At 32.5% G+C, this 25,675-nt stretch carries 19 protein-coding genes; 9 read left to right on the forward strand and 10 right to left on the reverse strand.

All coding sequences use genetic code 11. From position 1 onward, the window contains the following. Positions 1–4 precede the first annotated feature (4 nt). From ACHRVX_RS01110 to ACHRVX_RS01120, 3 genes are all read left to right on the forward strand, one after another. The gene (locus tag ACHRVX_RS01110) at positions 5–934 is read left to right on the forward strand and encodes a type IX secretion system membrane protein PorP/SprF (protein WP_395328041.1); all 930 of its coding nucleotides are present in this window, start codon (positions 5–7) and stop codon (positions 932–934) included. Positions 935–944: 10 nt separating this feature from the next. After that, on the forward strand, positions 945–3,116 hold the full coding sequence (locus ACHRVX_RS01115; protein WP_395328044.1) for an OmpA family protein: 2,172 nt from the start codon (positions 945–947) through the stop codon (positions 3,114–3,116). A 127-nt stretch (positions 3,117–3,243) separates the two neighbouring features. After that, positions 3,244–3,714, forward strand: a complete 471-nt coding sequence (locus ACHRVX_RS01120; RefSeq protein WP_395328047.1) for a hypothetical protein — start codon at positions 3,244–3,246, stop codon at positions 3,712–3,714. A 309-nt stretch (positions 3,715–4,023) separates the two neighbouring features. Here ACHRVX_RS01120 and ACHRVX_RS01125 read toward each other — a convergent pair whose 3' ends face one another. Further along, positions 4,024–4,404 (reverse strand): DUF1573 domain-containing protein, encoded by a 381-nt coding sequence (locus tag ACHRVX_RS01125; RefSeq protein WP_394773544.1) that lies wholly within the window; start codon positions 4,402–4,404, stop codon positions 4,024–4,026. Positions 4,405–4,646: 242 nt separating this feature from the next. Between ACHRVX_RS01125 and ACHRVX_RS01130 the strand changes: the two genes are divergently transcribed. Beyond that, complete coding sequence (locus ACHRVX_RS01130; protein WP_395328050.1) at positions 4,647–7,283, forward strand: valine--tRNA ligase; 2,637 nt, start codon at positions 4,647–4,649, stop codon at positions 7,281–7,283. Positions 7,284–7,512: 229 nt separating this feature from the next. On the opposite strand, the gene ACHRVX_RS01135 is transcribed toward ACHRVX_RS01130, so the two are convergent. The 3 genes from ACHRVX_RS01135 to ACHRVX_RS01145 all read right to left on the reverse strand — a co-directional run bounded on the left by ACHRVX_RS01135 (position 7,513) and on the right by ACHRVX_RS01145 (position 12,315). After that, complete coding sequence (locus ACHRVX_RS01135) at positions 7,513–8,826, reverse strand: APC family permease (RefSeq protein ID WP_395328053.1); 1,314 nt, start codon at positions 8,824–8,826, stop codon at positions 7,513–7,515. 190 nt (positions 8,827–9,016) lie between these two features. After that, positions 9,017–11,311 (reverse strand): TonB-dependent siderophore receptor, encoded by a 2,295-nt coding sequence (locus tag ACHRVX_RS01140; RefSeq protein WP_395328056.1) that lies wholly within the window; start codon positions 11,309–11,311, stop codon positions 9,017–9,019. A gap of 278 nt (positions 11,312–11,589) precedes the next feature. Beyond that, complete coding sequence (locus tag ACHRVX_RS01145; RefSeq protein ID WP_395328059.1) at positions 11,590–12,315, reverse strand: hypothetical protein; 726 nt, start codon at positions 12,313–12,315, stop codon at positions 11,590–11,592. Positions 12,316–12,475: 160 nt separating this feature from the next. Here ACHRVX_RS01145 and ACHRVX_RS01150 point away from each other — a divergent pair, with 160 nt between their 5' ends. Continuing rightward, a complete protein-coding gene (locus ACHRVX_RS01150; protein ID WP_395328062.1) occupies positions 12,476–13,636 on the forward strand; it encodes an MFS transporter in 1,161 nt (386 codons plus the stop codon). A gap of 454 nt (positions 13,637–14,090) precedes the next feature. Here ACHRVX_RS01150 and ACHRVX_RS01155 read toward each other — a convergent pair whose 3' ends face one another. The 3 genes from ACHRVX_RS01155 to ACHRVX_RS01165 all read right to left on the reverse strand — a co-directional run bounded on the left by ACHRVX_RS01155 (position 14,091) and on the right by ACHRVX_RS01165 (position 18,920). Beyond that, entirely contained in the window at positions 14,091–14,567 is a 477-nt protein-coding gene (locus ACHRVX_RS01155) for a DUF6265 family protein (protein ID WP_395328065.1), read from the reverse strand. A 279-nt stretch (positions 14,568–14,846) separates the two neighbouring features. After that, positions 14,847–17,162, reverse strand: a complete 2,316-nt coding sequence (locus ACHRVX_RS01160) for a DNA topoisomerase 3 (protein ID WP_395328068.1) — start codon at positions 17,160–17,162, stop codon at positions 14,847–14,849. A gap of 318 nt (positions 17,163–17,480) precedes the next feature. Next, a complete protein-coding gene (locus ACHRVX_RS01165; RefSeq protein ID WP_395328071.1) occupies positions 17,481–18,920 on the reverse strand; it encodes a hypothetical protein in 1,440 nt (479 codons plus the stop codon). A gap of 591 nt (positions 18,921–19,511) precedes the next feature. On the opposite strand from ACHRVX_RS01165, the gene ACHRVX_RS01170 reads away from it, so the two are divergent. Then, positions 19,512–20,198, forward strand: coding sequence for a DUF433 domain-containing protein (locus ACHRVX_RS01170; RefSeq protein WP_395328073.1), 687 nt, complete (start codon positions 19,512–19,514; stop codon positions 20,196–20,198). Next, positions 20,198–20,605: a hypothetical protein gene (locus tag ACHRVX_RS01175; protein WP_395328076.1), complete on the forward strand. Its 408-nt coding sequence runs from the start codon at positions 20,198–20,200 to the stop codon at positions 20,603–20,605. Before ACHRVX_RS01170 ends, ACHRVX_RS01175 begins: the two co-directional genes overlap by 1 nt. A gap of 115 nt (positions 20,606–20,720) precedes the next feature. Here ACHRVX_RS01175 and ACHRVX_RS01180 read toward each other — a convergent pair whose 3' ends face one another. Together ACHRVX_RS01180 and ACHRVX_RS01185 are read right to left on the reverse strand one after the other, a co-directional pair. After that, positions 20,721–21,518, reverse strand: coding sequence for a PhzF family phenazine biosynthesis protein (locus tag ACHRVX_RS01180; RefSeq protein WP_395328079.1), 798 nt, complete (start codon positions 21,516–21,518; stop codon positions 20,721–20,723). A gap of 291 nt (positions 21,519–21,809) precedes the next feature. Next, positions 21,810–22,133, reverse strand: a complete 324-nt coding sequence (locus ACHRVX_RS01185; RefSeq protein ID WP_395328082.1) for a hypothetical protein — start codon at positions 22,131–22,133, stop codon at positions 21,810–21,812. Positions 22,134–22,429: 296 nt separating this feature from the next. Here ACHRVX_RS01185 and ACHRVX_RS01190 point away from each other — a divergent pair, with 296 nt between their 5' ends. Then, on the forward strand, positions 22,430–22,768 hold the full coding sequence (locus ACHRVX_RS01190) for a hypothetical protein (RefSeq protein WP_395328085.1): 339 nt from the start codon (positions 22,430–22,432) through the stop codon (positions 22,766–22,768). Positions 22,769–23,797: 1,029 nt separating this feature from the next. Further along, on the forward strand, positions 23,798–24,175 hold the full coding sequence (locus ACHRVX_RS01195; protein WP_395328088.1) for a GreA/GreB family elongation factor: 378 nt from the start codon (positions 23,798–23,800) through the stop codon (positions 24,173–24,175). Between the two features lie 382 nt (positions 24,176–24,557). Here the strand turns inward: ACHRVX_RS01195 and ACHRVX_RS01200 are convergent, their stop codons facing one another. Next, entirely contained in the window at positions 24,558–25,568 is a 1,011-nt protein-coding gene (locus ACHRVX_RS01200) for a CBS domain-containing protein (protein WP_395328090.1), read from the reverse strand. Positions 25,569–25,675 lie beyond the last annotated feature (107 nt).

The raw sequence follows: 25,675 nt of genomic DNA on the forward strand, positions 1-25,675 counted from the left end.
TCAAATGAAAAAAATAATACTATTTATATCTTTTCTCTTTTATATAACATCCGCCTCAGCGCAGCAAGATCCTGAATACACACATTATATGTATAATATGAGTGTTGTAAATCCGGCATATGCAACAGGAGTTCCTGCCATGCTAAATTTGGGCGGATTGTACAGAACACAATGGGTTGGAGCGGTTGGAGCACCTAAAACTTTTACTTTTTTCGGGCATACCGCTGTTACGGATAAAGTCGAAGTTGGTCTTTCATTAATTTCAGATGATATTGGCGACGGCGCAAAAAAAGAAAATAACTTTTATGCTGATTTTGCGTATGTTTTAAATCTTGGAGGAAAAAATAAACTGTCCTTAGGATTAAAAGCAGGTTTTACTTCGTTGCAAACTAATTTTAACGGATTCAAATTTAGCGATCCGGAAACAGATTTGGCTTTCGCCGAAAATATAAACGTAACAAAACCCAATATTGGAGTAGGAGCCTATTATTTTAGAGATAATTTTTATGTGGGACTATCAGCGCCAAATTTATTGAGTTCAAAACACATCGAAGAAAAATCCGGAATTAATGCTTACGGATCTGAAGCGATTCATACATTTTTAACAGCAGGATATGTTTTTGAAATCAATGATATGGTTAAAATAAAACCAGCGTTCATGTCAAAATTTGTAGCAGGATCACCAATTTCTGTAGACTTGACGGCGAATGTTTTGTACAATAATAAATTTGAGGTAGGTGCAGCTTATAGAATAAATGATGCCGTAAGTGCTTTAGTAAATATAAATGTTACACCAACTTTGAGAGTGGGTTATGCATACGATCATACACTTTCAAATATGGGTCAGTTTAATTCCGGTACGCACGAGATTATGCTCCTTTTTAATTTGGATTTATTAGGAAAAGGATATGATAAATCACCAAGATTCTTCTAAAATGAAAAATATGAAAAAACTACTCGTTATTATATTCGTATTTTCAATACAGTTTATAAATGCACAAGATCTTGAATTGGCAAGAGCCAAAAGATTTTTTGATAAAACATATTACAGCGAAGCAATTGTTCTTTATGAAAAATTAGCCGAAAAGAAACCGTCACAAGAAGTCATTAAAAACCTTGCTGACTCTTATTTTTATACCAATGATTTAATAAAAGCACAACGCTATTATCGACTTTTAGTTCAGAGTTACAGTAACGATTTAGATCGAAATTATTATTACAGATATGCTCAGACTTTAAAAGCGAGCAATAGTTATGATGATGCAAATGCAGCTTTAAAAGAATATTATTCAAAATCTGCCAATACAGATGATAGTGTCAATTTTGAAAAAGAAGTTAAAACCTTAGAAAACGTTACGGCAATCGGGAAACGATTTGATATTAAAAACTTAGCGATAAATACACCTAATTCTGAATTTGGAGCGGTAGAATACAAAGATAATCTGGTTTTTGCAGGCGTAAAATTAAAACCCGGATTGTTTGATAAAAAGTTCAAATGGGATAATGAAACGTATTTGAATTTTGTAGAAATTCCTCTTAAAAATATTAATTCAGCCGATTCTACGGGACATTATTTCGCAAAGGAATTAAAAACCGGAATGCATGAATCGAATATTGTTTTCACAAAAGATGGAAAAACGATTTATTTCACCCGTAATAATTCTAAAAAAGGAAGCAAAAAAACAGACGATAAAAAAATCTCCAACCTTCAAATTTTTAAAGCTGAACTGGTGGATGGAAAATGGAGCAATATAACATCACTTCCTTTTAATAGTGCCAGTTATTCAGTAGAACATCCTGCTCTTAGTGCCGATGAGAAGGTATTATATTTTGCTTCGGACATGCCGGGAACATTCGGTTCTTTTGATATTTATTCAGTAAACATTAATAAAGGAGCATTTGATACACCAAAAAATTTAGGTCCAATTATTAATACAGACAAAAGAGAACAATTTCCTTTTGCATCAGATGATAATAAACTTTATTTTTCTTCAGATGGACATTTAGGATATGGATCACTTGATGTTTTTGTTTCGGATATAAACGGAAATGAATATTCAAAACCTGTAAATGTTGGTTTGCCACTAAACTCAAATCTGGACGATTTCTCTTTTAATATAAATTCAGATACAAAAGAAGGATATTTTGCATCAAACAGAGAAGGCGGAAAAGGAAGTGACGATATTTATCAGTTTAAAGAAATTAAGGATTTAATTGTAGAAGACTGCAAACAGTTTATTGCAGGAACAATTACAGATATTGACACTAAACTAGCTCTGGAAAATGCCGTTGTAACGTTACAAGATGCAGATAAAAAGACATTAAATACAGTAACTACAAACGCAGATGGAAAATTCAGTTTTACAGTTTCCTGCGAAAGTTCCTTTATAGTTTTAGCATCCAAAGAAAAACACACAAGCGAATCAAGATCGGTATCTTCAGGAAAAACCAGAGATGCCAGCAATGATGCTTCGATGGCATTGAAATCTTTAGAAGTAATTAAGCAGGAAGAACAGCAAATTGTCGAAAATAAAAAGAAAGAAGAGGAAATTGAAACAGTTCGCAAAAAAGAAAAAGAAGCGCTGGCAGTTATCGCTTTAAAAGAAGCGGAGAACAAAGCAAAAAAAGATCAAATTGTTGCAGCTGAAATCAGGAAAAAAGAAAAAGTAGCTGAAATTGTTGCCAAAGAGGTTAAGAAAAAGGAAAAAATAAAACAGATTTTAATTGACGAAAAAGATATTGTAAAAGATAAAGACAGATTGATTATTAAAACTGATCCTATTTATTTTGATTACAATATGTGGTATATCAGGAAAGAATCAAAAGTGGTTCTAGGTCGCGTTGTGGAACTAATGAAGAAATATCCTGATATGGTAATTGAAATTGGATCACATACAGATTCAAGAGGAAATGCAAAATTCAATGAAGATTTATCTCAAAAAAGAGCCAACTCAACCAGAGAATTTATAATCCAATCCGGTATTAATGCAAAAAGAGTTCTGGCAAAAGGTTACGGAGAATCAGTTCCAATTATAAAATGTAAAACAGATGAAGCCTGTTCAGAAGAAGAACACGAATTAAACAGAAGAAGCGAATTTGTTATTGAGAATTTGTAAATAGTAAGATTTATTCTGAAATTATAATACGTTTAATTATAAATAACAATTTTAAAAAAGAAGCTTTTTTTTAGCTTCTTTTTTATTTAACTTTATAAGATAACAATCATCCTAAAAATATCTAATTATGAAAAATCTCGTAATATCTTGTTTGCTTTTGTCTTGCATTGGACTTCAAAGTTGTAAAAAAAATGAAGAAAAAAAAGAAGCCGTTCAAACCGATGCTGAAAAAATTGTAAGTACTCAATGTTATAAAGCAGTATATGAAAAAGATACTATTGATTTAAAATTGAATACTTTAAAAAACGGAAAATTATCAGGAAACATGGTAATGAAAGTGGCAGCTGCTACTGAAAGAACCGGAGAAATTACAGGAGAATTTCGTGGAGATACTTTATTTGCAGATTATACTTTTGTTGAAGTCACAAATAAAACTAAAACATTCAAAAATCCTATGGCATTTTTAAAACGAGATAATCAATTGATTTTAGGAAACGGAACCATGCAAACCACTATGGGAGTAACTTATTTAGTGAAAGACAAACCAATTGATTTTGATCGCGTAAAATATAAATTTTCAACTTCTGAATGTAAATAATCAGGAAACTGAATACTGTTCCACACTTGTTTTGTGTTTTTTTACCAACATTTAACTCCTAAAAGTATTGATTTCAATTGATACAAATATTTAAGTGTTATAGTTATCTCGTAGAGATTATATATTGGTAAAAATAAGTAACCTCATAGTAAATTTGTCCTGTAGGGACTGCATATATGCTTTCATTATTGTGCTACAACAACCGGACATATTTTGAAAACCTGTCGGGTTTAATTCAGAATAATATTCAAAAAAAAGCCGTTTCTTAATTAAGAAACGGCTTTTACTATTTTTGGAGTTTTATTTTTTTTACAACACTTCGCCTTTGATTTTTAAGGCAATTCTACCATCAGGGTAGTTTACAGCATTTGTTTCAACCGTAATTGTTTTACGAATAGGACCGGCAGCCATATTGTATTTTACATCAATTTTGCCTTTTTTACCTGGCATAACTGCTGCTGCGGGCTTTGTAACAACTATTGAACTTACAGTAGATTCTGCACCAGTAATTAAAAGTGGAGCATCGCCGGTGTTTGTAAATTCAAAAGAGCGAAGTCCATTGTCACTTTTTGAAATTTTCCCATAATCAATCGTATTGTCCGGGGCTGCAAATTCAATTTTAGGGCCATTTTGTGCATAACCTATTGCGCTAAACAATACGACAGCAATAAAAGAGGCTACATTTTTCATTTTGAAATTGTTTTAAAGTTGTAAGTAAATATACATTCTTTTAATTAACACACAAATTAATAATTCGCTTTTTATAGTGTACTTAATTATTTACTTTTGTTGTCAATAATAATTACAAAAATTGAACCAAAGTTTTATGGTTTATTTGTTTAACTGTTTAATCGTTTAATTGATAACGATTAAGAAACAGTAAAACAAACTAACGATTAAACAATTAACGATTAAAACATATCCACGATAAAATGACAATTCCTGCACAATTTGACGCTAAAACGATCGAGAATAAATGGTATGATTACTGGATGAAAAACAATTATTTTCATTCAGAACCAGATCACAGAACACCTTATACAATTGTAATTCCGCCACCAAACGTAACAGGAGTCCTGCACATGGGGCATATGTTGAACAATACAATTCAGGATGTTTTAATTCGCAGAGCGCGTCTTAAAGGCTTAAATGCTTGTTGGGTTCCCGGAACAGATCACGCATCGATCGCCACCGAAGCAAAAGTTGTAGCAAAATTAAAAGCAGAAGGAATCAATAAAAATGATTTAACACGCGAAGAATTTTTAGCACACGCCTGGGAATGGACAGATAAATATGGCGGAACAATCCTTGAGCAGCTTAAAAAACTAGGAGCTTCATGCGATTGGGAAAGAACAAAATTCACGATGGATCCTGATATGTCAGCTTCTGTAATAAAATCATTTGTTGATTTATATAACAAAGGATTAATTTATAGAGGATACCGAATGGTAAACTGGGATCCTGAAGCAAAAACAACTTTATCAGACGAAGAAGTTATTTATGAAGAACAACAAGGAAAATTATTTTTCTTAAAATATAAAATCGAAGGTTCAGAAGATTTCCTGACAATTGCAACAACACGTCCTGAGACTATCTTTGGAGATACTGCTATTTGTATCAACCCAAATGACGAACGTTTTACACATTTAAAAGGTAAAAGCGCCATTGTTCCTATTTGTGGAAGAGTGATTCCTATTATTGAAGATGAATATGTAGATGTAGAATTTGGAACCGGATGCTTGAAAGTTACTCCGGCGCACGACATGAACGACAAAACGCTAGGAGAAAAACACAATCTTGAAATCATTGATATTTTTAACGAAGATGCTACACTAAATAGTTTCGGATTACATTATCAGGGGAAAGATCGTTTTGTGGTTCGTACCGAAATTGCAAAAGAATTAGAAGAAAACGGAACTTTGGCGAAGACCGAAATCCATTTGAATAAAGTGGGAACATCAGAAAGAACCAAAGCCGTAATCGAACCAAGATTATCAGATCAATGGTTTTTGAAAATGGAAGATTTAGTAAAACCCGCTATTAAATCAGTTTTAGAAACTGGAGAAATTAAATTACACCCAAAACGTTTTGAAAATACTTACGCGCATTGGTTAAACAATATCCGCGATTGGAATATTTCCCGTCAGTTATGGTGGGGACACAGAATTCCTGCTTTTTATTACGGAGATGGAAAAGAAGATTTTGTAGTTGCAGAAAACATTGAAGATGCATTAAAATTAGCACAAGAAAGAACATCAAACAATTCACTTACAATATCTGACTTAAGGCAAGATGTTGATGCATTAGATACCTGGTTCTCTGCGTGGTTATGGCCAATGTCAGTTTTTGATGGAGTTGTTAACCCTGAAAATGAAGATTTTAAATATTATTATCCAACAAATGATTTGGTTACAGGTCCGGATATTTTGTTTTTCTGGGTGGCCAGAATGATTATTGCAGGTTACGAATATACAGGTAAAAAACCATTTACAAATGTATACTTAACAGGTTTAGTTCGTGATAAACAACGCCGTAAAATGTCTAAATCATTAGGGAATTCTCCTGATCCTTTAGACTTAATCGAAAAATTTGGTGCCGATGGAGTTCGTGTAGGATTACTTTTAAGTGCTTCTGCCGGAAACGATATTATGTTTGATGAAGAATTATGTAATCAGGGAAAAGCATTTACAAACAAGATTTGGAATGCCTTTAAATTAATTAAAGGCTGGGAAGTTTCAGATACTATCCCGCAACCGGAATCATCAAAAGTAGCTATTGAATGGTATGAAGCTAAGTTGCAACAGACTTTAGTTGACATTGAAGATAATTTTGAGAAATACAGAATTTCAGATTCATTAATGGCGATTTATAAATTAGTTTGGGATGATTTCTGTTCTTGGTTTTTAGAGATGATCAAACCAGCGTACCAGCAACCAATTGATAAAGTGACGTTTGATAAAGCAATCGAAATGCTTGAAAGTAATTTGAAATTGCTTCACCCTTTCATGCCTTTTTTAACAGAAGAAATTTGGCATTTAATTGCTGACAGAACTCAGGAAGAAGCTTTAATTGTTTCAACATGGCCTGAATTAAAACCTTTCAACGCCAGTTTAATTACTGATTTTGATAGTACAATCGAAGTAATTTCAGGAATTAGAACCATTCGTAAGGAAAAGAATATTGCGATGAAAGACAGTATCGAATTAAAAGCAATTAACAGCGAAAAATTCTCTATTTATTTTGATTCTGTAATAACGAAATTAGGAAATGTTTCTGCATTCGAATATGTATCAGCAAAAGTTGACGGATCGTTATCTTTCCGTGTAAAATCAAATGAATATTTCATTCCTATTTCAGGAGGAAATATTGATGTTGAAGCTGAAATTGCAAAACTTACAGCGGAGTTGGTTTACACTCAAGGTTTCTTAAAATCAGTTCAGGCAAAATTATCCAATGAAAAATTCGTTGGCGGAGCACCGGAAAAAGTTTTGGCTAACGAAAGACAAAAAGAAGCCGATGCTTTAGCAAAAATTGCTACAATCGAGCAAAGTATTGCTGGTTTAAAATAAGAATTAGGTTTACTTTTTAATATATTCATGCAACAACCCGATAGGTTTTAAGACCCGTCGGGTTTTGTGTTTTATTGTCATCCTGAGGAACGAAGGATCGCACACGAAACTCCGTAAAGTAAATCCACAATCTTTGTCGAGCTTCTCAGGGAGATTTCTCCTTCTCAGAAATGACATAAACTATGGCACTTAAGAAATAATTCGTGAATTAATGGCTTTAAAAAAAAAATTATTTCTTCCTGTTCAAAACCCAAAACAAAGGATAAGAAATCAGCATAATAACGACAATAATTAAAAAGCTTTTAGGATCACTGTAAACAAAACCAATAAGTAATGCGATGGAAGCTATAATAGCAATAATCGTGGTCCACGGATACCAAAGAGAGCGATAAGGTCTTGGTAAATTGGGTTCGGAAATTCTTAGTTTTAAAAGAGAGCAATAGGCTAATCCCCAAACGATAATAGAGGTAAAGGCTGCAAAGGAAAATAAGACTTCGAAGGAACCAATACAAATTAAAAATAAACTAAAAAATGATGAAACCAAAAGTGCTACAATTGGGGTTCCGCCTTTGTTAACCGTTGTTCCTTTTTCGATAAAAAAACCATCACGACTTAATCCGTATAGAATTCTGGGCGGAATCATCATAAAAGCATTCAGAATACTGATTAAAGAAAAAATAGAAATTACGGTTACGATTATAGCACCATTTTTCCCGAAAATAATATTAGCAACATCGGCGGCAGCCAAACTTGATTTTGCTATGTTTTCAACTGGCAGGATATAGAAAAAAGCAACGTTGATTAAAACATAAATGGCGATTACAAGCAAAACTCCGCTATATAAAGATTTCGGAATGTTCTTGCTTGGATCATCATTTTCTTCGGCAAAAAAGCAAACGGCATTCCATCCATTATAAGTTCCGATGATAAGTTGAAGTGATTTGAAAAATCCAAATAATAAACCAATCTGAACCAGAGAATTATCTTTAGGAATTGCAGCCAGCTTAACACCCGAATACATAAAACAAGCCACAACCAAAGCGAAAAAACAAACCACTTTTAGTAAACTTGTAATTTGCTGAATGGTACTTCCGTTTTTCACTCCGCTTAAATGCAATAATACAAATGCAATTAATAGTGAAATTGCCATTTCGGTCGAATAGTTTTTGAGATCCGGAAACAAAATAATAATATATTCACTGATTACAATACAGTAGAAAGCAGGCGGAATTGCATTGGTGATATAATCAAACCATCCGGAAAGAAAACCGGCATAATTACCAAAAGCTCTTTTGATATAATTGTAAGATCCTCCGGCTTTAGGCAGCATTGTAGCAAGTTCAGCATATGAATTGGCACCAATTAAAACAAATATTCCGCCAAAAAGCCACGAAGCAATAATAAGCCAATAGTTATCTAAAAGGGATGCAATAGATCCGGGAGTTCTTAAAATTCCAACTCCTATTGTTCCTCCAATTAATACGGCAATATTAAAACTAAAGCCTAAGGTTTTTTGTAATTGGTTTTTCTTGGAATCTGTCATGTTTGCAATTTTTGTTTTGATGCGATAAAAAGTATCTGCGACAAAAGTAAATATAATTAGAGCATTTTCTTTTGTGAAAATAAAAAACCTCATTTATTGCTAAACGAGGTTTGATGTAAAACCAAAAGCTTCTTCTGATTTCAAATGAAATTGCAGAAAAAGCTTTGGAAAAATAATCTAATTCAAATTTTTAGAACTTGTATTTCAGGCTTGTCATAATCTGACGTGGCGCAATTGGGTTCACACTATAATTTTCGTGTACGGTATAATTTAGTTCGTTTGTAATATTTGATAATCGGCATAAAATCGAGAATTTTCTCCATTCATAACCCAAGGAAGCATCAACAGTTGTATACCCTTCTAACGGAATATCTCTGTCTCTGATTGTGATTGTGTAAGCAGGATCTGGTTTAGGATTTGCAGGCGTAGGTTTAACCGCTGTCCATAAATAATCATCATTCCAACCACCTGTGCGATCTCCAACATAATTTGCAATAGCTCCAAAAGTTAATCCTTTTAATAAACCTTCAGGCAATTTGTAGAAAAAACTCAAATTTGCAGTGTTTTTTGGCGTTCTGGCTAATACATCACCAACTACAAGGCTTCCGTTTGTTCCGGATGATTTTGATACTTTGGTTTCATTAAAACTATAACCAGCCATAATGTTCAATCCTTCAACAGGAGTAGCTGTAATATCTATTTCAACACCTTTTCCTTTTGTTGCTCCTACCAATTCTTTTAGGGTTGTTGTTGCATTTTGAGTAACACCATCTGCTAAAAACTGAGCTGTTTGTGCCAGATTGTTGTTCGATATTTGATAAGCAGTTATGTTTGTACTTAAAAGACCTTTCCAGAAATCTTTTTTAATACCCACTTCATATTGATCTATGATAGAAGGATCTAAAGGTTTTAAATCTACAGTTGTTCCAGTGTTAGGCGTAAAAGAGTTCGAGTAGCTTGCAAACAAAGACAAATCTTTAGTAGGCTGAATTACCAATCCCGCTTTAGGCGAATAAGCTCTGTTTAATGTTTTAGCACCTATAACCGGTATTGCGTTTTCAAGATTTGTAGTGATAACGTTTTTTTCTATTACTTCTTTAGAGGTTGTAACTTCACTTTCCTGCCATGACCATCTTAAACCTGCCAGAACTTTTACATAATCAGTAACCGAAATCAAATCCTGAGCATAAGCACCAAAACGCTGAGTATTTGTAGTCGCTAATTGCGTTGCTCTTGTTGGGTAAGGGATATTTAAACTTTGTGTGCTGTAGTCGTAATTATAAAGATTGATTGCTGTAGCTTCTGTAGTTATTGCAACTGTACCATTTGGCGTTGCATAAAAACCATAAGTATAACTGGGAGCTATTGAATTTTCGTAATCAACTCCGGTAAAAATTTGGTGTTTGATACTACCTGTATTAAAAGTTCCTTGTAAGCTTAGCTGATCTCCAAAAATTTGTTCAGCACCATCAGATTTTGTTAGTCCGCGTTTCCAGTTTCCGTTAGCTTCAATCGTGCTTAATTGTGCTGTAGAAGTTTGCGTTCTGCGGTAAGATTGATAAGAAGAATTAAAATTTAACTTCCAGTTTTTATTGAAATCGTGATTCAGCAATACCGAAGCACTTGCAGACTTCGTGTTTGCAGTGGACCAAAGTGCTCCAAAGTATTCGTTACGAGGTAAATCCAGAATTGTTTTTTCGTAGATTCCAGTTCCAAAATCAGGCGTCCAGTCAGCACTTAAATAATCTCCCTGAACTGTAATTTGCGTTTTGTCTGAAACGTGAAACAAAAACGAAGGATTGATGTAAATACGTTCGTTTTTAACAAAATCCCTAAAGCTTTCAGAGTTTTCATAGGAAGCCGTAAAGCGGTATGCTATGGATTTATTTAATGGCCCGTAAAAATCTATTGATGGTTTATAAAAAGAATAGCTTCCTATTTGCATAGAAACTTCGCCGCCTTGTGTGAATTTTGGTGTTTTGGTGACTAAATTCATAATTCCGCCAGGAGCGACATTTCCATATAATAAAGCAGAACCCCCTTTTAAGAATTCTACTTTTTCTAAAGAGGAAACTTCAGGAATTGAACCTGCATTATATCTAAAACCATTTTTAAACATATTATTCGCAGACATATCATAACCTCTTGAGAAAAAAGATTCCTGAGCACCACCACGGGCTGATCCTACATAAACTCCGTTAAGATTTTTTACTACTTCACTTAATCGTATTGCTTGTTGTTCTGCTATTATTTCACTGCCAACAATTTGAACAGTTTGAGGCAAGTCCATTACTTTAATTCCGGAACGGGCTGCTTCAATAGGTTTTTTAGGTTTATTTGCTGTGATTAAAACTTCGTTAAGTGCTTCTCCTTTTTTGTTTTTTACAGTATCATTTACAGTTGAGGTATTTTCTGAACTTGAATACTGCTGACTGTAAGATGCAAAACTGATCAAACAAAAAGCAATTAGTAAATTATATTTCATGGTATTTATTTAGATTTAATAAAAATAACTTTTTGCAAATATAAGGTCAGAAATAGGCTTTAACAAAATTTGAAAGTGTAATTTCTTACTTAATCTTTCCTTATTTTTGTCTTAAGATTAGCTTAAGATTTTGCAATTTTAGATATAATTTTATATTAAATAGAGTTGTTCTAAATAGTGATTACACCAACTAATGTTAATTCAAAAAATTATAGCAAAAAAAAAACCTTGCTCAAAGAACAAGGTTTTAGTGTATTTACAATAAAAAAGTGTCTGAATTATTTAACCGAAATTAAATAGGTAGCCATTTTCCAGATTTCATCGTATTTTTTTCCGTTGTGATCACCGGCAGCTTTTTCAGTATAAGCAAATTCTACCATGTAATTACCTGGCCAGATTGGTGTAAATGAGATTTCTCCTTTATCATTACTCCATAATTCTTTTTCCCATCCGTTAGGCGCAATTACTTTCATTTTTTGCTCTTTCGCAATTTTTCCGTCGTACAGAGCGTTCACGTTTACTTTTACTTTTTGTTTTGCAGTTGCTGCATCTTTAGAAAATAAACTAATAACATTGGAGTTTACAACAGCTTCATTTCCTTTTTCTGCATTACCCACAATAACTGTAGCGCTTGAATTGTAATCTAAAACCATAGTTCCGTAAACATCCTTTACTTTATGGTGCATGGCAATAGTGTAAACTCCATCCTCATCCGGAGTAAAAAATGCCTGATATTTATTGTCTAAAGCTTTTGCAGTAAGTTTTGTTTCTTTTTTCGAAGGAGAAATCAATACTAATGAAAAATCTTTTAAATCAGAAAACCATTTGTCTGCTTTTGTAATGTCATTATCTGAAAATTCTCCGAAGAAAACTGAAATTTCCTGTGCTTTTCCTTTTGTACCAGTTGCTTTAGTTTCAATCCAGAGTGCGTGAGCAAATAATTGTGGAGCTGCAACCAACATTAAAAGTAAAAATGTTATCGTTTTTAAAGTTTTAGATTTCATAAGATGAAGTTTAAATTTTATTTAAAATTATTATTGCTACAAACTTAACGCTTATTTAGAACAATTAAAAATAAAATTCATGCCTTAATTTAAAAACCAGAAAAAGCGTAGAAGTTACACTTCAAAGCCTTAATTTTGCGCTTTTAATGAAAAGCTCCTCATGATTTTACCTTTTTTAAAAAAATTTCAAAATTCTCCTAAAGGATTCCGTTTGGCCAATACTGTATTTTTTTTCCTTTCCGGATTTGGATATTCATCCTGGGTTTCCAGAATTCCGCATATAAAAGCACAGCTTAATTTATCAGAAGCTGAATTTGGAACTGTCTTATTTGCGTTTCCAATAGGTTTAATGCTGACAATGCCTTTTACAGGAAAATTATTAAATAAATACAGCAGCCGTTATATCATGCTTTTAGGGGCAATTATGTTTAATATTGTTCTGGCTTTGCCAGGTCTGGCTGGTTTTGTTTGGCAGTTGGTTATTATACTTTTAATTTTTGGAGCTTCTCGTAATATTTTTAATTTGTCCATTAACGCACAATCGCTGGAGGTTCAAAAATTATATCCGCAATCTATTATAACCCGTTTTCACGCAGTTTGGAGTATAGCAGTTTTTGCGGGAGCAGGTTTAGGCTATGTTATGGTATCAAGGCATATTGCACCATCTCATCATTTATTGGGAGTAAGTATTTTGATGATGGGACTTACAGCTTGTTTTTATCCATTAAGTATTCATAATCAGCCTGTACCGGTAAAAAAGAAGTTCTTTTCGATGCCGGAAAAAAATCTGATCAAGTTTGCCATAATTTGTTTTGTCTCTATGGCTTGCGAAAATACAATGTACGACTGGAGCGGTATTTATTTTGAAAACATATTGCATGCTTCTCCTCAGTTAACGAGTGCTGCATTTGTGTTTTTTGCAACAGCAGTAACTCTTGGACGTTTGTTTGGAGATTATGGTGTAATGAAATTTGGTACGAAACGAATCCTGCTTTACAGCGGAATTTTAATCACCGTAGGATTTTTAATTTGTTTTTTGCTGCCTTTTATTTATCCAACCATTTTTGGTTATGTCTTAATTGGAGTTGGAGTTTCCTGCGTCGTACCTCTGGTATTTGGTATTGCCGGAAGATCATCAAAATTAAGCAGTGGTTCTGCATTAACCTCTATTTCCACAATTGGTTACCTTGGTTTTTTACTTGTACCGCCAATGGTTGGTTTTATCTCTGAATACTTAAGTATGAAATGGGCATTTTTAGTAATGGCATTTTTAGGGATTCTGATGATTTTTATGGTGAATAAAATCGGGGAGAAGGAGTAGAGTTTTTACTAACAAAATAATAAATGTCATTCTAATCTTTTTATAAACTGGACTAAAGTCCAGCCCTACAAAATTTTCCGAACCTACGGTTCTTTTATGATCAAAGCGTTATTTTAACGATAGTTTTTAAAAATTCCGAAGGAATAATCTATATTTTAGGGCTGGACTTTAGTCCAGTCTAAACAAAGCAAAGTTGTCATGATATTTCTTCTTAATTACAAAACTCCTCTCAGTTTCACAATCCATATATTTTCAAACTTCGCGAACCATTGCTCTGGTTAACGCAATGTTTTTCTAAACTGGACTAAAGTCCAGCCCTACAAAATTTTCCGAACCTACGGTTCTTTTATGATCAAACCGTTATTTTAACGATAGTTTTTAAAAATTCCGGAGGAATAATCTATATTTTAGGGCTGGACTTTAGTCCAGTCTAAACAAAGAAAAGTTGTCATGATTATTTTTTCATCATTACAAACTTCTCTGAACTCAATTTTCCATCTAATTTACCCGAAATTTCGGCAGTTAAAGTATTATCAGCACCTTTTGTATAGGTGATTTTTTGAGGATAATCATGTTTACGATTTTCAAAAACCAATTGTTTGTCTGATTCTGCGGTTGAAGGAAATGCAACAGGTTTATCATTATTTTGACCTTTTACAGTAGCAAAATACGTTAAGGTTTCTCCTTTTTGAGCTAGCACGATATTTTCAAAATGTAAAGTGTCTTTTCCTTTTATAAAATAGGAAGATGCGCTAAAAGTACTGTCGTTTAATTTTATCCAATTTTCCGAAAGTACACCATCTGGTGATTTGTTTTCCCAATTTCCTATTAACCAGTCGGCAACTTTGATTTTGTCTTTTTCTACAGATTCCTTTTTTTGACAAGAAACAACGGCTAATAAAAGTAGTGTAAGAGTAATTTTCTGAAACATATATTTGGTTTTTTGGTGTTAAATGGAAGGGCTAATTTATAAAAAAAAAGTTTGCCAGGGATTTCACGAATTTACACAAATTATTATTTATTGCATAATGCGAAAACTTGCCACAAATTAAAAGGATTTATTTCACGCAGATTCTGCAGATTAGGACAGATTTAATTTGATTTAGAAATTATATATCTGCGAACATCTGCTTAAATCTTTTTAAATCTGAGTGAAATAAAAATTCGCGCTAATTTGTGTAATTTGTGACAAAAAACCGTTCCAAAAAAATTAAATGCTGTCACTTAATATAGAATATACCAGTTCTTTAGTTGGTTTTTGATCTTTTAATTTCGTTCGAACATCATCAAAAGTGACTTTAAAATCACAACCCAATTTATAATCGCCACAACCGTACGCCGTTTTTCCTTTTAAGATTGTTCCTTTCTTACATTTCGGACACGTTAATGCATCTGATGTTGTATTTGATGCTATTTCTGATTTTGCTTTCGGAGCTGTTTTTTTTGTTTCTAGTTTAAGCTTGTAATTTTCTTCAAACCTGATTAAACCTTCTACGGTTCCCACGTTTGTTTTAAAGCCTTTTATATTTACTGTTGATCCTTTTTGAACCAATCTTAAATATTGGTTTTCTGATATTTTTTTATCGGCAAAAGTATAAGGCAATAAAAAGTCACAACCTGCTTTATAATTCCCACAGCCATAAGCCGATTTTCCCTTTATCAAGGTTGCTTTTTTACATTTCGGACAAGTTTCGGCTAAAATTCCGGCAGCTTTCTTTTTCTCGACTTTTACAACTTCTTTTTGAACGCTTTGCGCATGCGAAATATTGGCGTGCCTGGTTTCACTTCGAACTTCAGTGACCAGAGCTTCAACCATTCGTTTCATGTTTTTGATAAACGCTCCGGCGGTAAAAGTGCCTTTTTCAATATCTTTCAATTGCTTTTCCCAGGAACCTGTCAATTCAGCCGATTTTATCAGTTCGTTCTGGATCGTATCAATAAGCTGAATTCCTGTTGGAGTAGGTAAAACCTGTTTTTTATTTCGAACAATATATTGGCGTTTAAACAGCGTTTCGATAATATTAGCTCGTGTTGACGGACGACCAATACCATTTTCTTTCATCAATTCGCGCAAATCTTCGTCATCGACTTGTTTTCCTGCGGTTTCCATAGCGCGCAGTAAAGTTGCCTCAGTAAACTGATTGGGTGGTTTAGTCTCTTTTTCTAAAAACGATGGTTCGTGCGGACCTTTTTCTCCCACAACAAAACTGGGCAATAGGTCGGCTTCTTTTTCTTTTGCATTCGGGTCTTCAAACACAATGCGAAAACCTTTTTTCAGGATTTCTTTTCCTGTGGTTTTAAACATTACTTCGGCAGCTTTTCCAATTACGGTAGTATTCGCCACCAAACAATCATCATAAAATACGGCAATAAAACGTCTGGTAATAATGTCATAAACTTGTTGCTGATTGTACTGCAAATTGCTTTCAATTCCGGTTGGAATAATCGCGTGGTGATCCGTTACTTTTTTATCGTTGAAAACCTTCGGCGATTTTTTTATTTTTTTCCCTAAAAGCGGCTGCGTTAATTCGGCATATTTGGAAAGTTTTTGCAAAATTCCCGGTACTTTCGGATAAATATCATTGGGCAAAAAAGTCGTATCAACTCTGGGATATGTCACTACTTTTTGTTCGTACAAAGTTTGAACAATTTTAAGCGTTTCATCTGCCGAAAAGCCAAATTTTGTATTGCAATACACCTGTAATCCCGTTAAATCAAACAGTTTCGGCGCAAACTCATTTCCGTTTTTCTTTTCGACCGAAACAATTTCGAACTCACTTTCTTTGACTTTATTGGCTAAAAGCTGTCCATCTTCTTTTTTAAGAAAACGACCTTCTTCATAACTAAAAAGAGTTTCTCTGTATAAAGTCTGCAATTCCCAATAGGGTTGAGGTTTAAAATTTTCGATTTCTTTCCATCGGTCTACAACCATTGCTAATGTTGGCGTTTGTACGCGCCCAATAGACAATACTTGTTTGTAACCACCATGTTTTACGGTGTACAAACGCGTTGCATTCATGCCTAATAACCAATCGCCAATGGCTCTGGAAAATCCGGCGTAAAATAAATTATCGTAATTAGCAGATGGCTTTAAGTTGTCAAAACCTTCTTTTATGGCTTCGGTTGTTAGGGACGAAATCCATAAACGCTGTACTTCGCCTTTGTAATGCGCTTCGTTCATGACCCAACGCTGAATCAATTCTCCTTCTTGTCCGGCATCCCCGCAATTGATGACCAATTCGGCTTTGTCGAAAAGACTTTTTACAATTTTAAATTGTTTTTGGATACCTGAATTTTCAACTACTTTGGTTTCAAATTTATCCGGAAGCATGGGTAAATTGTTCAAATCCCAGCTTTTCCAGTGCGGTTTATAATCGTTAGGTTCTTTTAAAGTGCATAAATGACCAAATGTGTAGGTGACAGCATAACCGTTTCCTTCGTAATATCCATCGTGTTTGGTATTGGCTCCCAAAACGGATGCGATTTCGCGTGCTACACTTGGTTTTTCAGCAATACAGACCTTCATTTTCTCTTTCTAATTTAAAGGCGAAATTAGGGATTTAAAAAGTGGTATTGAAATTATAGAGGAGCAAAGTTGCAGAGGGGCAAAGGGGCAAAGGTTTTTTGTTTCCCGCAGATTTAAAAGAAATTTCAGGAAATCTACGCAGAGTAATTTAAAGAAATCCACTAGAATCTGCTTTATCTGCAGAATCTGCGTGAAAAAACTTTTGATGTTTTAATCTTATAACGCATAAAGAAAATACAAAAACCACAAACAGAAGCTTGTGGTTTTTGTAGTTATAAATTTCGGCTTTGCTGAAGAGTAAAGCGAATTGTTGTTTAGTTATCTTAATTTTAGACGCATTTTGTGTTGATCCATAATTTCATCAACATGTTCTTGTTTGATTTGTTTTCTGTTTAAGCCTTGCAGACTTTCTACATATCCTGTAAAAACATGGCTTATAAACAGAGGAGAATTGTTTGAATTATCAGATGTATTATGGCAAGAGAAGCAATTAACCAGATTGCTCACTGTATTTGCGTGTATTGATGACGGATTAAAACCTACCTGTACATAGGTTTCCATAGTAATATTGTAAGCTGCAGTGGATCCTCTGGTTAATTTTCCGGGAGCAGAATTTGAAAGATCATAACTTAACGAATCTAATAGGGCAGCCTGTGATTGAGTAGTATTATAACCTGCAGTATTAATCCATAGTGAACCATTGTAAAAATAATTGTTCCAGATGCCTGTTAGCTGTTTTTTGACACTTTGATTGATAGTACGAATATTATTAAAGTTTTCTGAACCATTTTGGCTCGTATCCATATAAAGTTGAACATTAAAAGAACCTTTCATTGCTTTTTCAACAGGAACGCCATATTTGTAAACAGAAAACACATCTGTATAAATTCCGTTTCCTGATGTTATATTGGTAACTGTTGCAGTGCTGTTTTTATTAAAAAACGGGTAATCAACTGTACTCGTCACCGGCGCATCGGTTGTGGGTGTAGCTTTTGACCAATCATAAGCGGGTGCAAGATTTTCATGTTCAAAAGTAGCCCATACAAATTCAGGATGATTTTGAACAACCCCAACGACATGCATTCCCAAAAGGGCTACATTTGTTTTTACTCCATTGATAACGCCCTGAGTAATAAAATAAGAAGACGGATCTTTAAGAACACTCGCATCAATCCAGGAAGTTTTAAGTTCTAATGATCCTACAGGAAAAGTGATATCTTTTACTTTAGTAGGGTCATTTTTTGCTATTGGACCATATTTTAGCATTGTTCCGTAGAGAAGTTTGTCCATGAATATAGAATAATAGACTGTCGTAGATTTAGGAACACCAGATGGATAATTAGGTGTTTTTAAAATATCAGTAGTAGAACTTGCCTGAGCAGTATCTGTTAAAACAATTCCATTGCTTGGGTCTAATCTCTGACCAGCCGCATTCACCTGAATCATAGTCGTCATAAATGATGGCTTTCCGTTGACTTCATTGGTAAGAAAAAGAAATTTTTGCCACGACCATTGATGAAAGTCACAATTTGTTACAGTTGCATTGTTAGCAAATACACTTGTTGGTCCTTCATTTGGAGGAGGAGTCTGGCGAGTGTTGTTTACCATTGTAAACCAATTTGCAGGAGCTAAACACTCAGCAGCAGCAGCGCTATTTTTTATAGTTGTATAATTATTTTTTTCTCCCTTTGGGTCCTTTTTACAGGCACAGAATGAGATTAGCGTGATAAAAAATAATACCATTTTTGTAGTTTTCATAATAGGGAGCTTTAGTTAATTTTTTGTAGTTATCTTTTTGAAGACCTGAAAGTAGGTAATTAAGAAAATGACTTTAAAAAAAATGTCATTAGAGCTTCATATTTAGGTATGAAACCAATAAAAATAGTCAGAGAAAAAGTTGCTGAAGTTCTGAGATACTAAGATGCTGAGTTTTTGCCATAGTGGTTATTCTCGTAGAAGTCGCAGCTATTAAAAACTTTACGAGTTAATTCCGGACAACTATAAAGATTTTACGAAACATATTTTACACAATATTTGAAGCTTTGTTTCTGCTTTAAGATATTGTCAATCTGCTTTTCAAATGAATGACAAAATAATTTGAAAAACAAGTAATTTTAAAATGAATTATTTTTCTTACATTTACAAAGACATTTTTTTATGTTTTTTTTTTAATTTAAAAACAGATATTATGAGAAGCAAAGTAGCCCAAAGAATTTTAAAAGAGACACCGGAAGAAACAAAAATCTTTGCTAGATTATATGCCGAGATTTAATAGGCAAAGTGAATTATTTTAAAAAAGAGGCGGATAGGCAATATAATAAGTGAAACAAAAAAGATTAAATTTGTAAAATGGAAACTACTGAATTTGAAAATTATTTAGAACTTGGTACAGGTATTTTTACAATATCTGACATATCAAGTATTTTAAATTTAAATTATAAAAAAGTTCATAGTTTATTAAATGAATATTGGGACAAGAGATTCGCTAATGAACTTGGTAAAAAGTATTCCTGGAGTGTTCATAACAGCAAAGCAGTAAGTTTTCATACACTCGTAGAATTTTATATTTTCTTTCAACTGAAGGAAGCAGGAGTTCCCACTCACCAAATTTTAAATGCTCATACTGAGTTGTCAAAAAGATTTAGCACAACATTTCCATTTGCAGTTTCTCAGATAATTAATAAAATAAATTGTGTAGGTAAAAGAATTGTGTTCGAAATTAACGAAGAAGAATTAATCAATTTAGATTCAACTAAACAATTGAATATGATGTTCATTAAATCTTTTGCTCACAAATTAGAATTTGATAATGATAACTTAGCAACTAAGTTTTATCCTTTAGGTAAAACAAAAAGCGTAGTGGTAGATCCAAGTCATCAATTTGGCCAGCCAGTTATTAAAAATACAAATATTTTTCCTCAAACAATCTTTAATTTATATAAGTCTAAAGAAACCAAAAAATTTATTGCTGACTCCTATGAAATTTCATTAAAACAAGTGAATGATGCAATTGAATACTGTAAAACTGTCGCCTGATGATAAATATTTACGTTGATGAGAATTTCTCACATTATTTAGCTGAGGGATTTGATGTTTTTCAGCAACACTTAAATTCTAAAGAAAAAGTTCAAATTCAAATTTTATCTATAAAAAAAGTTTTTGGTACAGGCGCTAAAGATGAAGTTTGGATTCCGTTAGTTGGTAAAGAAAACGGAATTGTTATTACACAGGATCTTAAAATTCAGACAACAAGACATCAAAATGAATTGTATAAAAGTCACGGTTTAGGTGTATTCTTTTTTAAGCCGCCGTCTAACGGTTATTCATTTTGGGAAATGGTAGAAAAATTGGTAAAATGTTTACCTGAAATAAAAAAGAAAGCCGAAGACAAAAGACCTTTTGCCTACAGAATTACTTCAAATAAATTCGAAAAACTCAATTAAATTAGACTTTTTAGTATGTTTTCCTTCTTCATCGAGTGAACGCAAATAATCACACCAAAATTGCTTGATTGTGCAGATAAAATCAGGTTAAAAATTAAAAGGATAATTTTAATAATTACAAATTAAATTCTCCTTCTAATACTTTTACCGCTTCGCCTAAAATAAAAATTTTATCATTTACAAGTTCTGTGCTCATCATTCCGGTTCTTGATGAAGACTGATACGCATTAAATTTTGTTTTGTTCAGTCTTTCTGACCAATATTTAGTCAAAAAAGTTTGAACGCCACCTGTAACAGGATCTTCATTTGTACCGGACCAGGGCCAAAAATAACGGTAATGAAAATCAAAATTTTCGGTGTCTGAAATTGCGGTTACCAAAACACCATTTATCCCCGTATAGGATTTTACCAATGCCGTAAAATCAGGTTTTAAATTGGCGAGTTCAACCGAATTTTTAATTTCAATTAAAATTATATTGTTTTTAGGACTGTATCTTTTATTTGCAATTTGTGAGATTCCAAGTGCAGTTATCATTTCCTGAGGCACCTCTATTTCCTGGGTATTGTAAACCGGAAATTGCATTTTGATTTTAGTTCCAACTTTTTCAATAAGCAACTCAATATTTTCGTAGTTAATAAATTTTATATTTTCGAATGAAGTCGTATCGAAAACAATTTTTGACGAAGCCAATGTTGCGTGACCACATAACGGAATTTCGGTCTTTGGCGAAAAAAACCGAATGCTATAAGTGTTATCTGAGATTTGTTTTATAAAGGCAGTTTCCGAAAATCCAATTTCAGTAGCAATATTTTGCATCGTTTCGCTATCAAGTTCTGTTTTGGGTAAACAGACTGCGGCTGGATTTCCTTTAAATTTTTCATTCGTAAACGAGTCCACAAAATAAGTTTTCATTTTTTAATTTTATATAAGTTTAAAACTATCTTAAAAGAGCAATCAAATTTAAAGAATTTGCTTGTTTAAAGTTGTAATTATTTTGTTAGATATTTCGATAGTGCATATTTAATCCGTTATAAATCTAAAATATTTTGGCTTATGCTTCCGTCCAATTTAATAGACTAAACTATGCTAAATTTGACTTCATTAATTTAAGACAGCATGAGAAACAGTAAAAAACAACTGTTTTATAGAACAAAGGTTGTTTCTTTTCTTTTTATAAAATGTAAAAGCTACAATGATTTTTTTTTAAATATGATGTCTTACTGCAACAACAATTTCCAGATAATTGTCATAGTCGGGGTCAATACATAATTCTGTACCATTTTCAAGAAGTATTGTACTTTCAAAATAACCCGTAGTAATTTGTCCTCCTTTGCTATAAGATGCTGAAATGCGTTTTGTTTGAATATTTACAATAGACGAAAATGGAATGAATTCTACCTTACCTGAAAGTAAAGTTGTTTTTTGTAAACCATCTTCTAAAACAATAATTTCATTAACCGTACGAAGTTTAAGAATGTGGATAAATAGACTCAATGCTAAAAATAGTATCGATTCTAAAATCATCATATAATCTTGATTTTTAAAACCATTGATAAGGTAATAAATACAAAAGCAATCAATTATGAAAAAAAGTATGTTTACTTTAAGTAAAAATAAAGTTCTAAATTTTGAATGTATTTTCATTTGATGCAAAGAAATATTTAGCAATTTAAATTATGACGAATATAAACTTAAAATTTCTAATTTGATATTATTTCATACGATCGGTTGTAAACACCTGATTGTATACAATCACCAAAAACTCACTTATTGCTTGTAATTTTGTTTCGATGGAATCTACATATTTAACTAAAATTAAAAACATGGAAATAAAAGATACAAAACAAGCCGCAGATTTTTTTGAATTAATGAATAAAACAAAAGATTTCAGAAAACTAAAACAAGAAAATAATAGTGAAAATTCGTTTAGCATAAAACTAAAAGTTTCCGGTTATAACGAACTTAATTTAATGGTTTCGGATTTGCTCAAAGCGAGTATTATTTTGTTAAATGATGAAGCAAAAAGTCTGTCAAGTATTACAGCAAATACAGATATTAATGTAATGACTTTGCTTGAAATTGCATTGCAACTTTTACCGGAACAAGAAATGGAATTGTTAGATGATTTGCATAAGATTTATTTGGATTCTAATGCAATATAATTTTGGGATTAATAGCATAAATTATCTTGTTACAAGAAAAAACATCGTCACAAATAAAAAGATAATGAAACAAATGAAATCAACTATTGTAACTTGTCGTTCATAGAAAATATCAGTTTTACTGTTTTTTGATGGTACAACTAATTCTTTATTTTGAATTTCTAAACTTAGAAATCTAAAAAATTGAAAAAGCAATAATGTAATTAGTGTACTTCTTAAACCAAGAGATGCATGACCATTGACATAAGCTAATTCCGGTGAATCTTTAATGGTAAGATAAATGCAGAAATGAATTATTCCAATTACTATCCAAATTAAAAAATACTTAAAATTACGAAGTGCTCGGTATTGAAAACCATAAATAAAAAATTGAGTTCCATATCCGTAGAAAGATAGTATTTGTGATAGGTAAATTTTATTTTCTAAGCCGTAAATCAATAATACAAGAGAAAGGAATGAATAACAGGAAACAGTAATAATATTCCATTTATTTAATTTGTAACAGCGAATTAATTTATTTTCCATTAAAAGGTAAAGCTCTTTATTTGGTCAAATATATAAATTATGAATAAAATTTTCCAAGCATTACTTCACATAGTGATCGAGAGATTTAAGACGGAACATTTCATAGATGTTTTTATCTGCTTTAAGATAGACATTTGTGCCAGCGATACTAAAACCTCATAAATAACTCTTTTAATAATCTATAGTTTTTTGTAAGAAAAAAGCGTATCTTGCAAGCAGAATAAAATACAATGGAAACTTCAAATTTTTATTTAGTAAATAGCAGTTTAATGTGCCTGATGTGCACATTATCGTATTTGCATGATGATACTTTCTTAAAAAGCTCAAAAGAGTTTATTAATTCTGCCCTGTCGCAACTCTAGGCAGGGATCCTTTTATTATATATAGTCATTTATTTAATCTTCAATTATTTAGGATGCGATATAATTGAATTTGCCAGGCTGCAAGATATTCAATGAAGAGTGTATGTCGCAATCTATTTAAAATGAAGCAAACAAGAAAGTCATGTCAGAAAATATTATATTAACAACAGGAACATACGATTTAATTAAAGATCACGTACGTAGAAAAAAAGTAACCCCACGAGAAGAAGAACTATTATTAGGTCAGTTAAAAAAGGCAACTCAGGTATTGCGAAAAAATCTTCCGGAAGATATAGTGTCAATAAACCGAAAAATTACGTATAAAGACCACACCAATAACGAACAAAAAACAATTTTACTTGTTGGTCCTGAAAAAGCAAAAACCAGCAAAAACAAAATTTCGGTTCTTTCAGATGAAGGTATTGCCATGGTTGGCTACAAAGTAGGAGATATTATAGAATGGCCTGCCAAAAAAGGAAATCTAAAATTAGAAATTTTAAAAGTAGAAGAGGAGGTTTAAATCTCTTTTTCTGATTTATAGTTAATAAAAACATCCCAAAGAGTTTTCTCTTTGGGATGTTTTGTTTTATGTTTTGATTTTCCTCTTTTTTAATAAATCTGTGCCGGCATAATGATTTATTTAGAAGTTTTTGGCGCTGACGGTTTAGATGGAGAACTTGGAGGATTGTTTCCTCTTCCTGGTCCGGATGGATTTCCTGTTTTACTTGGTGCGTTGTATGGTGTTTGATTGCTCATAGTTATAGAATTTTAAAAAGTTAGATATCCAGTGTTGTTATTTTATAGTTGCGGGCAATGATTGCAAATCCGCGCTATCGAAAGTGAAGATATATCCGCGCGATCGGGTCGCAAATCTTCGCCATCTGGTTTGGCAGTATTGTAAATTAAATATTTTCAATTATCTGTTGAATGAAACGTTGAATTCTTCTCAATTCGCCTAAATCATTTTCATTCATTTCTTCTGGACTAAAATGCATTACTTCATTTCTAATTTTGTTTACATCTGTAAGCATTTTTCGAAGTAAGACGCGGTCTATTTTGAGGTCAATCTTTTTAAACAGATTTTCATTTTCAAATATTCTAACATAGTGCCCAAAAGTCAAATCTGATAAATGTTTTATTTCTTTTTCGATTTTTGTCAGATCTAAAACTTTATTAATGTCCTCATAGGTTAACTTATCATTCAAAATAATTCTTATTGAATTTTCTATTTGCTCAATGAGAAGAAATGGTTCAGAAAGAATTAAAAATTGCTGACCAATATCTGTCGCAGTTACTATACCGGATATTTCATTTTTAATATCTCTAACCAATATGACTTCTTTTTCAAGTACTATCTTTATTGCTTTGAACAAAGGTTCGTCGTAATTGATAGTTTCAATTGGTTCAAAACAATCGGCAACAGTTTTACAAGTTTTACCAAGTGCTAGAGCTCTACCGATACTTTTCCAACTTACTAGTCCGTATACGTCCTTTTTACTCGATAATATTGGTATTTGTGAAAAATTATGATATAACATTAGAGAAACAACTTCCACTATTGGCATTTCTTTTCTAACAGTAACAAGTTTGAATTCACCAGTTTCTGAATCGTTCAGATCAGAAGATTTGATAATGCTAACTCGAGGAATAGCTTCAGAGTACTTAGGTTTTTTAACTTCAGAATTAATACCGATCGTTGGTTTTAGTTTTATTTCTACATGATGATATGCATTTGCGCTTGCATAACCAGGTTCCATAATTAGTTCGTATTTTTCTAGCCACAGATTTACAGTGTAAATTACCCTAGGACCTCTGCGTGAAACTCCATATAGTTGTGTTATTGCAGCGGTTGGAATTCTTTTTGATTTTTTGTCTTTTTTTATTTCTAAAAAAAGTGCTTCTAATTTGTTCATTTTTTAGCGTGATGTTTTTACTTATATAGGAATCTTGTTTATAATTTTTTTTTTCTGAACTAATCTCTATTTACTCTATACATTTTCTTCTAGGCGAATTCAAGGCT

This window comes from Flavobacterium sp. FlaQc-47 (assembly GCF_044006475.1).
Classification (GTDB): Bacteria; Bacteroidota; Bacteroidia; order Flavobacteriales; family Flavobacteriaceae; genus Flavobacterium.

Excerpts from the sequence above, each read along its gene's own strand:
- ACHRVX_RS01165 (WP_395328071.1), bottom strand. The coding sequence starts at position 18,920 with ATGAAAACTACAAAAATGGTATTATTTTTTATCACGCTAATCTCATTC.
- ACHRVX_RS01180 (WP_395328079.1), bottom strand. The coding sequence starts at position 21,518 with ATGAAAACTTATTTTGTGGACTCGTTTACGAATGAAAAATTTAAAGGA.
- ACHRVX_RS01195 (WP_395328088.1), top strand. The coding sequence starts at position 23,798 with ATGTCAGAAAATATTATATTAACAACAGGAACATACGATTTAATTAAA.
- ACHRVX_RS01140 (WP_395328056.1), bottom strand. The coding sequence starts at position 11,311 with ATGAAATATAATTTACTAATTGCTTTTTGTTTGATCAGTTTTGCATCT.
- ACHRVX_RS01125 (WP_394773544.1), bottom strand. The coding sequence starts at position 4,404 with ATGAAAAATGTAGCCTCTTTTATTGCTGTCGTATTGTTTAGCGCAATA.
- ACHRVX_RS01175 (WP_395328076.1), top strand. The coding sequence starts at position 20,198 with ATGATAAATATTTACGTTGATGAGAATTTCTCACATTATTTAGCTGAG.
- ACHRVX_RS01200 (WP_395328090.1), bottom strand. The coding sequence starts at position 25,568 with ATGAACAAATTAGAAGCACTTTTTTTAGAAATAAAAAAAGACAAAAAA.
- ACHRVX_RS01135 (WP_395328053.1), bottom strand. The coding sequence starts at position 8,826 with ATGACAGATTCCAAGAAAAACCAATTACAAAAAACCTTAGGCTTTAGT.
- ACHRVX_RS01130 (WP_395328050.1), top strand. The coding sequence starts at position 4,647 with ATGACAATTCCTGCACAATTTGACGCTAAAACGATCGAGAATAAATGG.
- ACHRVX_RS01170 (WP_395328073.1), top strand. The coding sequence starts at position 19,512 with ATGGAAACTACTGAATTTGAAAATTATTTAGAACTTGGTACAGGTATT.
- ACHRVX_RS01185 (WP_395328082.1), bottom strand. The coding sequence starts at position 22,133 with ATGATGATTTTAGAATCGATACTATTTTTAGCATTGAGTCTATTTATC.
- ACHRVX_RS01155 (WP_395328065.1), bottom strand. The coding sequence starts at position 14,567 with ATGTTTCAGAAAATTACTCTTACACTACTTTTATTAGCCGTTGTTTCT.
- ACHRVX_RS01115 (WP_395328044.1), top strand. The coding sequence starts at position 945 with ATGAAAAAACTACTCGTTATTATATTCGTATTTTCAATACAGTTTATA.
- ACHRVX_RS01150 (WP_395328062.1), top strand. The coding sequence starts at position 12,476 with ATGATTTTACCTTTTTTAAAAAAATTTCAAAATTCTCCTAAAGGATTC.
- ACHRVX_RS01120 (WP_395328047.1), top strand. The coding sequence starts at position 3,244 with ATGAAAAATCTCGTAATATCTTGTTTGCTTTTGTCTTGCATTGGACTT.
- ACHRVX_RS01160 (WP_395328068.1), bottom strand. The coding sequence starts at position 17,162 with ATGAAGGTCTGTATTGCTGAAAAACCAAGTGTAGCACGCGAAATCGCA.
- ACHRVX_RS01190 (WP_395328085.1), top strand. The coding sequence starts at position 22,430 with ATGGAAATAAAAGATACAAAACAAGCCGCAGATTTTTTTGAATTAATG.
- ACHRVX_RS01145 (WP_395328059.1), bottom strand. The coding sequence starts at position 12,315 with ATGAAATCTAAAACTTTAAAAACGATAACATTTTTACTTTTAATGTTG.
- ACHRVX_RS01110 (WP_395328041.1), top strand. The coding sequence starts at position 5 with ATGAAAAAAATAATACTATTTATATCTTTTCTCTTTTATATAACATCC.